The organism is Sporichthya brevicatena, assembly GCF_039525035.1.
GTDB lineage: Bacteria > Actinomycetota > Actinomycetes > Sporichthyales > Sporichthyaceae > Sporichthya > Sporichthya brevicatena.
Genome location: NZ_BAAAHE010000026.1, coordinates 40474 through 53974, shown reverse-complemented (window position 1 = coordinate 53974; position 13501 = coordinate 40474). Strand labels below are relative to the sequence as shown.

Annotated in this window: 14 protein-coding genes; 2 read left to right on the top strand and 12 right to left on the bottom strand. The window is 72.0% G+C overall.

The window, feature by feature from the left end:
• The first annotated feature begins 118 nt into the window (after nucleotides 1-118).
• Nucleotides 119-610, top strand: coding sequence for a transcriptional regulator BldD (gene bldD, locus ABD401_RS15875; protein ID WP_019876963.1), 492 nt, complete (start codon nucleotides 119-121; stop codon nucleotides 608-610).
• Nucleotides 611-694: 84 nt separating this feature from the next.
• Here bldD and nusB read toward each other — a convergent pair whose 3' ends face one another.
• The 8 genes from nusB to ABD401_RS15835 form a co-directional block, all read right to left on the bottom strand.
• The gene (nusB, locus tag ABD401_RS15870; RefSeq protein WP_019876961.1) at nucleotides 695-1105 is read right to left on the bottom strand and encodes a transcription antitermination factor NusB; all 411 of its coding nucleotides are present in this window, start codon (nucleotides 1103-1105) and stop codon (nucleotides 695-697) included.
• A 7-nt stretch (nucleotides 1106-1112) separates the two neighbouring features.
• Nucleotides 1113-1676, bottom strand: a complete 564-nt coding sequence (gene efp / locus ABD401_RS15865; RefSeq protein WP_344606441.1) for an elongation factor P — start codon at nucleotides 1674-1676, stop codon at nucleotides 1113-1115.
• 40 nt (nucleotides 1677-1716) lie between these two features.
• Nucleotides 1717-2811, bottom strand: coding sequence for a M24 family metallopeptidase (locus ABD401_RS15860; RefSeq protein WP_344606439.1), 1095 nt, complete (start codon nucleotides 2809-2811; stop codon nucleotides 1717-1719).
• A gap of 71 nt (nucleotides 2812-2882) precedes the next feature.
• A complete protein-coding gene (aroQ, locus tag ABD401_RS15855) occupies nucleotides 2883-3311 on the bottom strand; it encodes a type II 3-dehydroquinate dehydratase (protein WP_344606437.1) in 429 nt (142 codons plus the stop codon).
• A complete protein-coding gene (gene aroB / locus ABD401_RS15850) occupies nucleotides 3308-4417 on the bottom strand; it encodes a 3-dehydroquinate synthase (RefSeq protein WP_344606435.1) in 1110 nt (369 codons plus the stop codon). Before aroB ends, aroQ begins: the two co-directional genes overlap by 4 nt.
• Nucleotides 4414-4977: a shikimate kinase gene (locus tag ABD401_RS15845; RefSeq protein ID WP_344606433.1), complete on the bottom strand. Its 564-nt coding sequence runs from the start codon at nucleotides 4975-4977 to the stop codon at nucleotides 4414-4416. Before ABD401_RS15845 ends, aroB begins: the two co-directional genes overlap by 4 nt.
• Nucleotides 4974-6170, bottom strand: a complete 1197-nt coding sequence (gene aroC, locus ABD401_RS15840; RefSeq protein ID WP_344606431.1) for a chorismate synthase — start codon at nucleotides 6168-6170, stop codon at nucleotides 4974-4976. The genes ABD401_RS15845 and aroC overlap by 4 nt, the downstream gene beginning before the upstream one ends.
• 55 nt (nucleotides 6171-6225) lie before the next feature.
• A complete protein-coding gene (locus tag ABD401_RS15835; protein ID WP_344606429.1) occupies nucleotides 6226-6789 on the bottom strand; it encodes a prepilin peptidase in 564 nt (187 codons plus the stop codon).
• A 301-nt stretch (nucleotides 6790-7090) separates the two neighbouring features.
• Between ABD401_RS15835 and ABD401_RS15830 the strand changes: the two genes are divergently transcribed.
• Nucleotides 7091-8254 (top strand): L,D-transpeptidase, encoded by a 1164-nt coding sequence (locus ABD401_RS15830; RefSeq protein WP_344606427.1) that lies wholly within the window; start codon nucleotides 7091-7093, stop codon nucleotides 8252-8254.
• On the opposite strand, the gene ABD401_RS15825 is transcribed toward ABD401_RS15830, so the two are convergent.
• From ABD401_RS15825 to alaS, 4 genes are all read right to left on the bottom strand, one after another.
• Entirely contained in the window at nucleotides 8255-9124 is an 870-nt protein-coding gene (locus tag ABD401_RS15825) for a shikimate dehydrogenase (protein WP_344606425.1), read from the bottom strand.
• Nucleotides 9121-10269 carry an endolytic transglycosylase MltG gene (gene mltG / locus ABD401_RS15820; RefSeq protein ID WP_344606423.1) on the bottom strand — a complete coding sequence of 383 codons (1149 nt, stop codon included), beginning with the start codon at nucleotides 10267-10269 and terminating at the stop codon, nucleotides 9121-9123. Before mltG ends, ABD401_RS15825 begins: the two co-directional genes overlap by 4 nt.
• Nucleotides 10270-10279: 10 nt before the next feature.
• Nucleotides 10280-10741 (bottom strand): Holliday junction resolvase RuvX, encoded by a 462-nt coding sequence (ruvX, locus tag ABD401_RS15815; RefSeq protein ID WP_344606421.1) that lies wholly within the window; start codon nucleotides 10739-10741, stop codon nucleotides 10280-10282.
• A 79-nt stretch (nucleotides 10742-10820) separates the two neighbouring features.
• Nucleotides 10821-13496: an alanine--tRNA ligase gene (gene alaS, locus ABD401_RS15810; RefSeq protein WP_344606419.1), complete on the bottom strand. Its 2676-nt coding sequence runs from the start codon at nucleotides 13494-13496 to the stop codon at nucleotides 10821-10823.
• Nucleotides 13497-13501: the final 5 nt, after the last annotated feature.

Sequence of the window (13501 nt, the reverse complement as noted above, 5' to 3'; positions counted from 1 at the left end):
ATGGATATTGACTCACATTCTCACTCTGCGTAACGTTACACTGCGTAGTTCTCTCAGCAGACGCCCGGTACGCCCCGTGACGACCGGGGTGACCGTCCGTCCCGGTCAGGAGTAGCCCGTGCCCACCGAGTACGCGAAGGCCCTGGGTGCGCGGTTGCGCGCGATCCGCACCCAGCAGGGTCTGTCCCTGCACGGGGTCGAGGAGAAGTCCAAGGGCCGCTGGAAGGCGGTCGTGGTCGGCTCGTACGAGCGCGGCGACCGTGCCGTGACCGTCCAGAAGCTCGCCGAGCTCGCCAGCTTCTACGGCGTCCCCGTCGCCGAACTGCTGCCCGGCGGCGCCCCCAGCGGCGCGGCCGAGCCCCCGCCGCGCCTGGTCATCGACCTGGAGCGCCTCCAGCAGGTCCCGACCGAGAAGGCCGGCCCGCTGATGCGCTACGCCGCGACGATCCAGTCCCAGCGCGGCGACTACAACGGCAAGGTCCTCTCGATCCGCCAGGACGACCTGCGGACCCTCGCCGTCATCTACGACCAGCCGCCGTCGAGCCTGACCGAGGAGCTCATCAACTGGGGCGTCCTCGGCTCCGACGCCCGCGGCGCCCTCGACGTCTGAGGCCGCGCCTCTCTGTCAACAAAGGGTGACACCCCTTACTGCGCAGTAAGGGGTGTCACCCTTTTTTGACGTGGGCCTGGCAGGTCAGAGGGCGAGGGTCGGCTTGAGGTCGAGGATGCGGCCGAGGAGGCCGTTGACGAAGCCGGGTGACTCGTCGGTCGAGAGGTCGCGGGCGAGCTCGACGGCCTCGCTGACCGCGACCGCGTCCGGGACGTCGGGGGCGAAGAGCAGTTCGTAGACCCCGACACGCAGGACGTTCCGGTCCACCGCCGGCATGCGCTCGAGCGGCCAGCCGACCGAGTAGGTGGCGAGCAGTTCGTCGATGCGGGCGCGGTGCTCGGTGACGCCCTCGACGAGTGTCCGCGTGTACTCCGCCACCGGCGGGTCGCCGACGGTGACGCGTTCGGTCAGCGTCTCCAGGACGCCGCGACCGCGGAGCTCGGCCTCGAAGAGGATGTCGACCGCGCGTTTACGGGCTTTGCTTCTGGCGCTCAAGAACGGCTCAGTTGTTGATGCGGCCCAGGTACTCGCCGCTACGCGTGTCCACCTTGACCTTCTCGCCGGTGGTGATGAACAGCGGGACCTGGATCGAGGCGCCGGTCTCCAGCGTCGCCGGCTTGGTGCCGCCGGTGGAACGGTCGCCCTGCATGCCGGGCTCGGTGTAGGAGATGACGAGCTCGACCGCGGCGGGGAGCTCGACGTAGAGCGGCGCGCCCTCGTGGGTCGCGACGACGGCGACCTGGTTCTCCAGCATGAAGTTCGCGGCGTCACCGACGGTCGCGGCCGGCACGTGGATCTGGTCGTAGGTCTGCGTGTCCATGAACACGAAGTCCTCGCCGTCCTTGTACAGGTACTGCATGTCGCGCTTGTCGACGTTCGCTGTCTCGACCTTGATGCCGGCGTTGAAGGTCTTGTCGACGGTCTTGCCGGACAGGACGTTCTTCAGCTTGGTCCGCACGAAGGCCGGGCCCTTGCCGGGCTTGACGTGCTGGAACTCGACGACGGTCCACAGCTGGCCCTCGATGTTGAGGACCAGGCCGTTCTTCAGGTCGTTCGTGGTCGCCACGGCGGAATCTCCCCGGTTCTTCCTTGGTCGAGCGCCGCAGTCAGTCCAGGACCAGCAGCTCTTTGGTCGTCACGGTCAGTAGCTCAGGGCCGCCGTCAGCGGCGTCCCGGACGACGAGGGTGTCCTCGATGCGGATCCCGCCGACCCCGTCCAGGTAGACCCCGGGTTCGATCGTGACCGGCGTGAGCGCACGAAGTCTACCGGTGGCCGTGGCGGCGATCAGCGGTGCCTCGTGGATCTGCAGGCCCACGCCGTGCCCGAGTCCGTGCGGGAAATGCGGTCCGGAACCGGCCGCCTCGATCACCGAGCGTGCCGCCGCGTCCACCGCGGCGATCTCGACGCCGGGTGTCAGCGCCTCCCGGCCGGCCCGCTGAGCGGCGAACACGAGGTCGTAGAGCTCGACCTGCCAGGACGCAGGCTCGGAACCGACCACGAAGGTCCGGGTCATGTCCGAGTGGTACCCGGCGACACGGGCGCCGAAGTCGATCTTGAGCAGGTCGCCGTAGGCGATGCGCCGGTCGGTGGGCCGGTGGTGCGGGACGGCGGAGTTCTCCCCCGCCGCGACGATCGTCTCGAACGCCGGCGCCTCGGCGCCCTTGTCGAGCATGCGCCGTTCCAGCTCGCGGGCGACGTGCCGCTCGGTCCGTCCCATCACCAGGCCTTCGAGGATCTCGGCCAGCGCCGCGTCCGCGATCGCGGCGGCCTCACGCAGCGCGGAGATCTCGATCTCGTCCTTGACGGTGCGGAGTTCCTCGACGACCGGCCCGAGCGAGACCAGCTCGGCCTGGCCGCCCAGCTGGCCGTGCAGGTCCACGGTCACGTGGTGGGACTCGAACCCGAGCCGGCGCACGCGCAGCTTGTCGGCGCGGTTCGCCAGCGCGACCGCGCACGCCCGCTCCACGACGAGCTCGACGTCCGGCGCCTGCGCCCCGGCCTGGTTGACGTAGCGACCGTCGGTCGCGAGGAGGACCCCGGACGTCCGCGCGTCGGCGGTGAGCAGCAACGCCGCGTTCGACCCGGTGAACCCCGTCAGGTACCGGACGTTGACCAGGTTCGTGATCAGCGCCGCGTCGATGTCCGCCGCCCGGATCGACTCCCGCAACCGTTCCCGGCGAGCCTCGTGGATCTCCGGCATGTCTGCCAGCGTAGGCCGATCTCCCCCGCCCGATCCGGCGATCGGCCCAGTCGGCCGAATCGTGACCCGGGTCAGCGGCTCGCGAGGGCCCGGAGGGCGAGGCGGTAGGAGTCGATGCCGAAGCCGGCGATCGTGCCGGTGGCGACGCCGGCGACGACGGAGGTGTGGCGGAACGCCTCGCGGGTCGCCGGGTTGGAGATGTGCACCTCGATCAGCGGGGCGCGCAGCTGGGCGCAGGCGTCGCGGACCGCGTACGAGTAGTGGGTGAACGCGGCCGGGTTGAGGATCACCGGGATCGCGGCGTCGGCGGCCTCGTGGAGCCAGCGGACCAGCTCGGCCTCGTCGTCGGTCTGGCGGACCTCCACCGAGAGGCCGAGCTCCTTGCCCGTCTCCTGACAGGCCGTCACCAGGCCGGCGTGGTCCATCGACCCGTACACGTCGGGCTCGCGCGAACCCAGCCGGCCCAGGTTCGGCCCGTTCAGGACCCAGACCGCGCTCACGCCGACACCCGCCGGAACGCCTCGGTCAGCTCCTCCGGCGTCGGGGACTCCGCGATGACGGGGACGCCGAGGTCGTCGAGCACGACGAACCGCAGCCGGTCGCCGCGGGCCTTCTTGTCGACGCGCATCGCGGCCTGCAGCACGTCCCAGCGGTCGGCGCGGTACTGCGTCGGCAGGCCGAGTGCGGAGAACACCGAGCGGTGTCGCGCGACGAGGTCGGCGGAGATCCGGCCCTGGACGTGGGCGAGCTCCGCCACGAAGACCATGCCGACCGCGATGGCCTCGCCGTGGCGCCAGTGGTAGTCCTCGACCTTCTCGATCGCGTGGCCGAGGGTGTGGCCGTAGTTCAGCATCTCCCGGCCGATCGAACCGCCGGCACCGGTCTCCTTCAGGTCGACCGCGACCACGTCGGCCTTCACCTGGATCGCGCGGGTGATGAGCTCGCGCGTGTGCGGGCCCGACGCCACGGCAGCGCCGGCCGGATCGGACTCGACGAGGTCGAGGATCGTCGGGTCGGCGATGAAGCCGGCCTTCACGACCTCGGCCATGCCGGAGATCCACTCCGGCCCCGGCAGGGTGTCGAGCGCGGCGAGGCCGCAGAGGACACCCGCCGGCGGATGGAAGCTGCCGACCAGGTTCTTCCCCGCCGCGGTGTTGATGCCGGTCTTGCCCCCGACGGCGGCGTCGACCATCGCGAGCAGCGTCGTGGGGACGTGGACGACCTTCACCCCGCGCAGCCAGGTCGCGGCGACGAAGCCCGCCAGGTCGGTGGTCGCTCCCCCGCCGACGGAGACGATCGCGTCGGAGCGGGTGAAGTTGGCCTCGCCGAGGGCCTCCCAACAGGCGGCGGCGACACCGGCCGTCTTGGCCTCCTCGCCGTCGGGGACCTCCATGAGGCGCACCGCGTAACCCGCCTCGGTCAACTTCTCCGCGACCCCGGCGCCGAAGTCGTTCAACGACTGCGACGCGATCACCCCGACCTGGGCCACGCCCGGCCCGAGCAGGTCGGCGAGCTCGCGGGTGACCGCGTGGCCGACGAGGACGTCGTAGGGAGCCGGGCCGCCCACGGTGATGCGGGCCGCGGCCGCGTGCGCACCGCCGCTCACGCGCCCGCCTCCGGTCCGCTCGTCGGTCCGGACTGACGAGCCGTCAGTTCAGCGAGCACGGCGTCGGCGACGTCGTCCGCGGCGCCGTCGGCGGGAACGGTCACGGTGGCCACCTCGAGGTAGAAGGAGCGGCGGGCGTCCATCAGCTGCATCAGCTGGGCGCGGGGGTTGCCCAGCAGCAACGGCCGGTCGCGGTTGAAGCCGACGCGACGGGTCGCCGAGGCGAGCCCGACGTCGAGGAAGACGACTGCCCCGCCGGCGTCGGCGTACTCCCCCAGCCGCGCCCGCGTGTCCTCGGCGAGGATCGCGCCGCCCCCGAGAGCCAGCACACCGTCGTGGGTGGTCAGCGCGGTGGCCACGGCCGCGCGCTCGAGCGCGCGGAACGCGGCCTCACCGTCGTCGACGAAGATCTCGCTGATCGGCTTGCCGGCCGTGGCCTCGACGTCCGCGTCGGTGTCCCGCAACGGCAGGGCGAGGCGCTCGGCCACGAGCCGCCCCACGGTGGACTTCCCCGCGCCCGGTGGTCCGACCAGGACGACGCGGGGACGGACCCCGCTCACGCGAGCCCGCGCCGAGCCAGCTCGTCCCGGTACGCAGCGACGTTGCGGGCGGTCTCGGCGACGGAGTCTCCACCGAACTTCTCCAGCACCGCGTCGGCGAGGACGAGCGCGACCATCGCCTCGGCGACGACACCGGCGGCGGGGACCGCACAGGCGTCCGAGCGCTGGGCGATCGCGGTGGCCGGTTCGAGCGACCGGACGTCGACGGTGTCAAGGGCGCGCGGCACGGTCGAGATCGGCTTCATCGCCGCGCGGACGCGCAACGCCTCGCCGGTGCTCATGCCGCCCTCGGTGCCGCCGGCGCGGCCGGTGCGGCGACGGACGCCGTCGGGACCGGTCTCGATCTCGTCGTGGGCGGCCGAACCGCGGGTGGCGGCCAGGGCGAAGCCGTCGCCGACCTCGACGCCCTTGATCGCCTGAATGCCCATCAGCGCCCCGGCCAGCCGCGCGTCGAGGCGCCGGTCACCGTGCACGTGCGAGCCCAGGCCCGGCGGCAGGCCGTGGACGACGACCTCGACGATCCCGCCGAGCGTGTCGCCGTCGGTCTTCGCGGCGTCGATCTCGGCCACCATCGCGGCCGAGGCCTCGGGGTCGAGACAGCGCACGGGGTCGTTGTCGACGCGCTCGGAGTCGTCGGGGCCCGGGATCACGCCGTCCGGCGCCGCGGCGGTGCCGATCCGCACCACGTGGCTGATCACCACGGCCTCGACGGTCTGGGCGAGGAAGGCCTTCGCGACGGTGCCGAGCGCGACCCGGGCCGCGGTCTCCCGGGCGCTCGCGCGCTCCAGGACCGGGCGCGCGTCGTCGAAGCCGTACTTCTGCATGCCGGCCAGGTCCGCGTGACCGGGGCGCGGCCGGGTCAGGGGCGCGTTCCGGCCCGAGGTCCCGAGCGCGTCGAGCTCGTCGGCGCCCAGCGGGTCCGCGGCCATGACGCGCTCCCACTTCGGCCACTCGGTGTTGCCGACGCGGATCGCGACGGGGCCGCCCAGCGTGCTGCCGTGCCGCAGCCCGCCGAGGAACTCCACCTCGTCGGCCTCGAACTTCATGCGCGCGCCGCGTCCGTACCCGAGCCGGCGGCGCGCGAGTTCCGCGGCCACCTCCTTGGTGGAGGTGCGCACGCCGGCGGGCAGCCCCTCGAGAATCGCGACGAGGGCGGGGCCGTGGGACTCCCCGGCGGTCAACCAGCGCAACATGGGCCGAATTCTCCCACGGCGCCGTCGGCGCCCCGTCCACGTGCCGGTCCGGGCGTCACTCCACGTACCAGTCCGCCAGGTCCCCGCCCGCGACGATGCCGATCACCGCCCCGACCAGCATGAACGGCCCGAACGCGATCGACGAGGAGAGCCGGGCCCGCCGCGTGGCGAGCAGCACGAGGCCGGCCAGCGCGCCGGTGCTGAAGGCCGCCAGCGTCCCGACGACGAGGGCGTCCCACCCCGCCCAGCCCAGGTACAGGCCCAGGACGCCGGCGAACTTCACGTCGCCGTAGCCCATGCCGGCGGGGTTGATCCGGACGACGAGGTCGTAGAACGCGATGAGGATCGCCATCCCGGCGAGCGCGCGCCAGGCGGCGGCGGAGTCGTCCTCCGCGATCGAGGCCAGCCCCAGCAGGGCACCCGCGACGGGGTAGGCGGGCAGCGTCAGCCAGTTCGGGAGCCGGTGCTCGGCGAGATCGATGACGACCAGGGGCGCCCCCACGGCCGCCAGGAACAGGTGCGCAGGCAACGCCGCCGAGTTGCCGAGATGCCCCCAGAAGATGAGCGCGAGCGCCACCGCTCCGGCCGCTGCGGTGTCCCACCGGAAACGGGACGTCACGGTGTGGTGGCAAATCTCGAGTCAGGACCGTTCAATTTAGTCCCATCCGTAACTCGCGCCTCTTCCGTATTCACAGGTTCGCCAGAGATAGTGATCAAGGAGGCTCGTGCGGATACTGGGTCAGAGAACCCGACAATTGCTGACGATTCGGACCGGCTCCGCTCCGGCGGTGCCCGGTTGAACTGTGAGGACTGTCAGGTTCTGCCGACCCGTCAACCGCACATCGGGGGTCGGCGTCTTTTGTACGCGGCAACGGGGGCCGCGGAACAGGGCGCTACGAGGGTCGAGGACGGACCGCACCATGAATGAGATCTCGCGACGGACGGCACTGCTGGGCGCCGCGCTGCTGGCACTCACGGCCTGCGGGGGCAAGGAGGACAAACTCGCCCCGGTGGCCGCGCAGCGGACCATGGGTATCACGGTCTTCCCGGCCTACGGCGCCACCGACGTCAAGCCGGACAGCATCGTGACCGTCACCGGCACCTACGGGCGCCTCGACGACGTGCAGGTCTTCGACTCCGAGGGCACCGTCATCACGGGCGCCTTCAGCGACGACCGCACCGCCTGGGTCGCCGACCGTCGCCTCGCGCCGAGCGAGAAGTACACGGTCATCGTCCGCGCGACGAGCGAGCGGGGCGCCGCGGTCAGCCAGACCAGCAAGTTCTCCACGCTCGAGGTCACCGGCAAGAACGCCGTCGGCAGCACGCTGATCAGCCCGCCCGACGGCAGCACCGTCGGCGTCGCGCAGCCGATCGTCATCGCCTTCAACCAGCCGGTGATCAACCGCGAGGCCGCGCTCGCGGCGTTCAAGGTCGAGACCTCCGAGCCCGTCGAGGGCGGCTGGTACTGGATCGACTCCCGCGAGGTCCACTGGCGGCCCAAGGAGTTCTGGCCCTCAGGCGTGGAGGTCAAGGTCTCCGAGAGCCTCGTCGGCATGGACCTCGGTGACGGGCGCTGGGGCGTCAGCCGCCGCGAGAACAGCTTCACGGTCGGCCGCGAGCAGATCATCAAGGTCGACGTCCGCAAGCACCGCCTGCAGGTCGTCCGCAACGGCAAGGTGATCAAGACCTTCTCGGTCTCGACCGGCAAGCCGGGCTGGGAGACCCGCAACGGCATCAAGGTGATCATGGAGAAGGTCACCAACAAGAAGTGGACCAACACCGCGATCGACGCGCCGGAGAGCTACACGCTCTACTCCTCCTACGCGATGCGGATGACGAACTCCGGCGAGTTCATCCACGACGCCACCTGGAACGGCCGGATCGGGTCCGCGAACACCAGCCACGGCTGCGTCGGGATGCGCCTGTCGGACATGCGCTGGATGTTCAACAACACGATCATGGGCGACCCGGTCGTCACCACCGGCTCCCCGCGCAAGTTCCGCGAGCTGTGGAACCGCTACCAGGACTGGAACGTGGACTGGGACCAGTGGCAGACCGGGAACTTCGACCTGTCCGACGGCTGATCAGCGGGCGCTGAGGGCCGCCTCGCCGGCCGCGGTCATCGCACGGACGACCGCGGCCCGGTCGACGCTCTGACCCGTCATCAGTTCCACCTGGAGCAGGGCCTGGTGGACGAGCAGGTCCAGGCCGCCGAGGACCCGGCCGCCGGCCGAGGACCAGGCGGCGGCCAGCGGCGTCGGCCACGGGTCGTAGAGGACGTCGAACAGGACCCCGGGGGTCTCCGGCAGTTTCGACCCGAGCGCGTCCGCGGCGCCCTTGGGGGTCGTCGCGACGACGAGCGGGGCGGCGAGGGCGTGCGCGGCGTCGTCCCAGGCGCGGACCTCCAGCCGCAGGCCGTAGTGGTCCGCCACGGGGCGCAGTTCGGCGGCGCGGTCCGGGGTCCGGACGTACACCTCGACGGTGCCGCGGCACAGCGACCCGAGCGCGGCGACCGCGGCCGCGGCCGTCGCTCCCCCGCCGAGGACGGCCGCGCGCTCGACTCCTCCGACGCCCGCCGCGGCGAGCGCGTTGCGCATCCCGGGGACGTCGGTGTTCGCGCCGTGCACCTCGCCGGGCGCCGGGAAGGTCAGCGTGTTGGCCGCGGTGGTCACCCGGGCGACCTCGTCGAGCTCGGTGCACAGCGGGATCGCGGCGCGCTTGAGCGGCATCGTCAACGACAGGCCCGCCCAGGCCCCCGGGAGCTCCGGTCCGCCCAGCCGGGCCAGGAACTCGCCCAGGCCGTCCTCGGCGACCTCGTGGGCGTCGTAGGTCCAGTCCAGGCCGAGGACGCCGTACGCGGCGGCGTGCAGCACGGGCGAGAGCGAGTGGCGGATCGGCGAGCCGAGTACGGCCGCGCGGCGAACCGGAGCGGGAGGGCGGGACAGCACGGTCACCGGCCGGGGTTCGCCCGGAGCCAGGCGCGGAACTCCTCGACGTTCCGGGCGTGGTCGGCGGCCGTGACGCCGTACTTGGTCTCCCCGGTGTCGGGGTTCACCGCGACGAAGTAGATCCACGGCCCCTCGGCGGGGCTGAGCGCCGCCTCGATGGCCGCCTCGCCCGGCGAGGCGATCGGACCCGGCGGGAGCCCTTCGTAGCGGTAGGTGTTGTACGGGGAGTCGACCGCGCGCTGCTCCGCCGTCGTCGTGACGACCTCGGCCCCGCCGACGGCGTAGTGGACGGTGGAGTCGAGCTGCAGGCGCATGTTCTTCTCGAGGCGGTTGTAGATCACCCGCGCGACCTTGGGCTGGTCGTCGGCGAGCTTCGCCTCCTTCTCGATCAGGCTCGCGATCGTGAGCACCTCGAGCGGCGTCCTCCCGACGATCGCCGAGCGGGCGACCAGGTCGGTGGCCGTCGCGGCCACGTTGAAGCGCGTCACCATCTGCTTGAGGATCGACTCGGCCGTCGCGTTCGGCTCGACGTCGTAGGTCGCCGGGAACAGGAAGCCCTCGACCTTGTTCCGCGCCCACCCGGGCAGGCCCAGCCCCTTCGGGTTGGCGAGGACCTTCTCGAAGTCCTCCTGGGGGATGCCGGACTCCTTGCTCAGCTTGGCGACCGCCTGGGCGGCACTGCGGCCCTCGGGGATCGCGATCCGCGCCAGGATGCGGGAGGTGGGATCGAGCATCTTCGCCAGCGCCTCGCGGGCCGGCATGTTCAGGTTCAGCCGGTAGAAGCCGGGCTGCAGGGACGCGGCCCGGGAGTCCTTGCGCGCCGCGGCGACGAAGGAGCCCTCGGTGCGGACCACGCCGGCCTCCTCGAGCATCCGGCCGATCGCGCGGATGCTGGAGCCCTGCGTGACCTGGACGACCTTCTCCGCCCCGGGCGGGCCGGAGAAGTCGGCCGTGCCCTCGGTGAGGCGTTCGTAGATCCGGTTGATGCCGACCGTCGCGCCGATGCCGATCGACCCGAGCACGACCAGCGAGATCACCACCGCGATCAGCGCCTTGCGGCGGGTGCGGCGGTGCGCCTTCCGGGGTCGGCGCGCGGGCCCCGGGACCGGCTCGTCGGCAGGGGGGTACGGGGGCGGGCTGGTGTCACTCACTGGTTCAGCATTATCCCAGACCGGAGGGGACAACCGGCTCTCCCGGCGCGCCGCCCGTCGCCCGTTCGGAGTCCAGGGCCGCCTGCAGGAACACCACGGCGGCCGCCTGGTCGATCGCGGAGCGGCCCTTCCGGCTGTTCACCCCGGCGGCGCGCATCTGCGACCCGGCCGCCACCGTGCTCAACCGCTCGTCGACCAGCCGCAGCGGGCAGGGCAGGGCCGTCGCCAGTCGCTCGGCGAACTCCCGCACGATCCGGGCCGCCTCCCCCTCGCGCCCGGACAGCCCCCGGGGCAGCCCGAGGAGGACCTCCAGCACGTCGTGCTCCACCGCGAGCGCGGCGAGCCGCTCGACGTCCCCGGCCCCCCGGCGGACGGTCTCCACCGGGAACGCCAGCAGCCCGGACGGGTCCGACGCCGCCACCCCGATCCGGACCGACCCCAGGTCGACCGCGAGCCGAACTCCGGTCCGCACCTTCACCCCTCCCCGGGATGACGTCCCGCCGAGGGGCGTGTCAGCCCTCCGGCGGGCCGACAGGCGCCCGTGCGGGACGTCATCCCGCGGTGTCGGCGACGGCCTTGGCGACCGCGGCGAGGGCGTCGTCGATCTTCGAGGCGTCCTGGCCACCGCCCTGGGCGACGTCGTCCTTGCCGCCACCGCCGCCGCCGAGGACCCCGGCGGCGACCTTGACCAGCGCGCCGGCCTTGAGCCCGCGGGCCCGGCCGGCCTCGTTGGTGGCGATCACCAGCGCCGGCCGGCCGTTCGCGGCCGCGACGGCGACCACGACCGACGGACGGGACTCGCCGATGCGGCCGCGGACGTCGAGGACGAGCTTGCGCAGGTCGTCGGCCTTGGTCTCGTCGGGCAGGCGGGTGCCGACGTAGGCGACGCCGTTGACGTCGGTCGGGTTCGCCGCGAGCTCCCCGGCCGCGGCCAGCACGGCCCCGGCGCGGACGCCCTCGAGCTCCTTCTCGACTTCCTTAAGGCGGGCGAGCACGCCGGCGATCCGGTCGGGCAGTTCCTCGGGCCGGGCCTTGAACGTGTCCGCCAGCTGCGAGACCAGCACGTGCTCGCGGGCGAGGAACCGGTAGGCGTCGGTGCCGACCAGCGCCTCGACGCGGCGCACGCCGGCGCCGATCGAGGACTCGCCGAGCAGTTTGATCAGGCCGAGCTGGCCCGAGCGCGCGACGTGGGTACCACCGCAGAGCTCGCGGGAGTAGTCGCCGACCGAGACGACGCGGACGGTGTCGCCGTACTTCTCGCCGAACATGGCGATGGCGCCGGAGCGCTTCGCCTCCTCCTGGCTCATCAGCTCCGCGACGACCGGGTGGTCCTCGATCAGGACCTGGTTCACGCGGTCCTCGACGTCGGCGAGGACGGACGAGGGCACCGCGGTCGGCGAGGAGAAGTCGAAGCGGAACCGGCCGGCGGAGTTCTCGGAACCCGCCTGCGCCGCGGTCTCCCCCAGCGCCTCGCGCAGACCCTTGTGGACCAGGTGCGTCGCGGTGTGGGAGCGGGAGATCGCGCCACGGCGCGCCACGTCGACCTCGGCACGGACGCTCTCACCGACCGTCACCTGACCCGCAATCACGCGGGCCCGGTGCACGATCAGGCCGGTGAGCGGCGACTGCACGTCGTGCACCGCGATGCGCGCACCGTTGGCGGTCACAATCACGCCCTGGTCGGCGAGCTGGCCACCGCCCTCGGCGTAGAACGGGGTGCGGTTGAGGACGACCTCGACCTCGTCGCCCTCGCTCGCGGCCGGCACCGGGGTGCCGCCGGCGATCAGGCCGAGGACGCTCGCCTCGGAGACGACCTCCGTGTAACCGAGGAAGTCGACCGGCGAGCCGGCCGCCGCCAGCGCGTCCCGGTAGACCGAGACGTCGACGTGGCCGGTCTTCTTGGCCTTCGCGTCCGCCTTGCCGCGGGCGCGCTGCTCGGCCATCAGACGCGTGAACGCCTCGCGGTCGACCTCGATGCCCTGCTCCGCCGCCATCTCCAGCGTCAGGTCGATCGGGAAGCCGTAGGTGTCGTGCAGTGTGAACGCCTGCTCGCCGGAGAGCTTGGTCGATCCGGCCTTCTTCGTCTCGGCGACCGCGGTGTCGAGGATCGTCGTCCCCGCGCGCAGCGTCCGCAGGAACGCCGCCTCCTCGGCCTCCGCAACCGCGTGGATGCGGCTCGCCTCGGTCAGCAGCTCGGGGTACTGCGGCGCCATCGCCGCGATCGTCGCGTCGATCAGCTCGCGCATGTTGGTCTCGGGCCCGCCGAGGATCCGCATGTTCCGCGTGACGCGGCGCATGATCCGGCGCAGCACGTAGCCGCGGCCCTCGTTGCCCGGGGTGACGCCGTCACCGATGAGCATCGCCGCGGTCCGCGAGTGGTCCGCGATGACGCGCAGCGAGACGTCCTTGCGCTCGTCCTGGCCGTACTTGACGCCGGTGAGTTCGGTGGCGCGGTCGAGGATCTTCCGCGTCGTGTCGATCTCGTAGATGTTCTCGACGCCCTGCAGGATCGCGGCCATCCGCTCGCAGCCCATGCCGGTGTCGATGTTCTTCGCCGGCAGGTCGCCGTGGATGTCGAAGTCGACCTTCGTGCGGACCTCGGACAGCTCGGACTGCATGAAGACGAGGTTCCAGACCTCGAGGTAGCGGTCCTCGTCCGCGACGGGCCCGCCCTCCTTGCCGTACTCCGGGCCGCGGTCGAAGTAGATCTCCGAGCACGGGCCACCCGGGCCGGGGACGCCCATGTGCCAGTAGTTGTCGGCCAGGCCGCGGCGCTGGATGCGCTCGAGCGGGACCCCGACGCTCTTGTGCCAGATGTCGATGGCCTCGTCGTCGTCCTGATAGACCGTCACCCAGAGGCGGTCCCCGTCGAAGCCGTACCCGCCGTCGGCGACCGAGGACGTCAGCAGTTCCCACGCCAGTGGGATCGCGCCGGCCTTGAAGTAGTCGCCGAACGAGAAATTGCCCGCCATCTGGAAGAACGTCGCGTGCCGGGTCGTCTTGCCGACCTCGTCGATGTCCGGGGTCCGGACGCACTTCTGCACGCTCGTCGCCCGCTTCCACGGCGGCGTCTGCTCGCCCAGGAAGTACGGCTTGAACGGCACCATGCCGGCCGGCACCAGCAGCAGCGTCGGGTCGTCGGCGATCAGCGAGGCCGACGGGACGATGGTGTGCCCGTTCTTCTCGAAGAACTTCAAGAAGCGGTTGCGGATGTCAGCGGAGTCCATGGGAG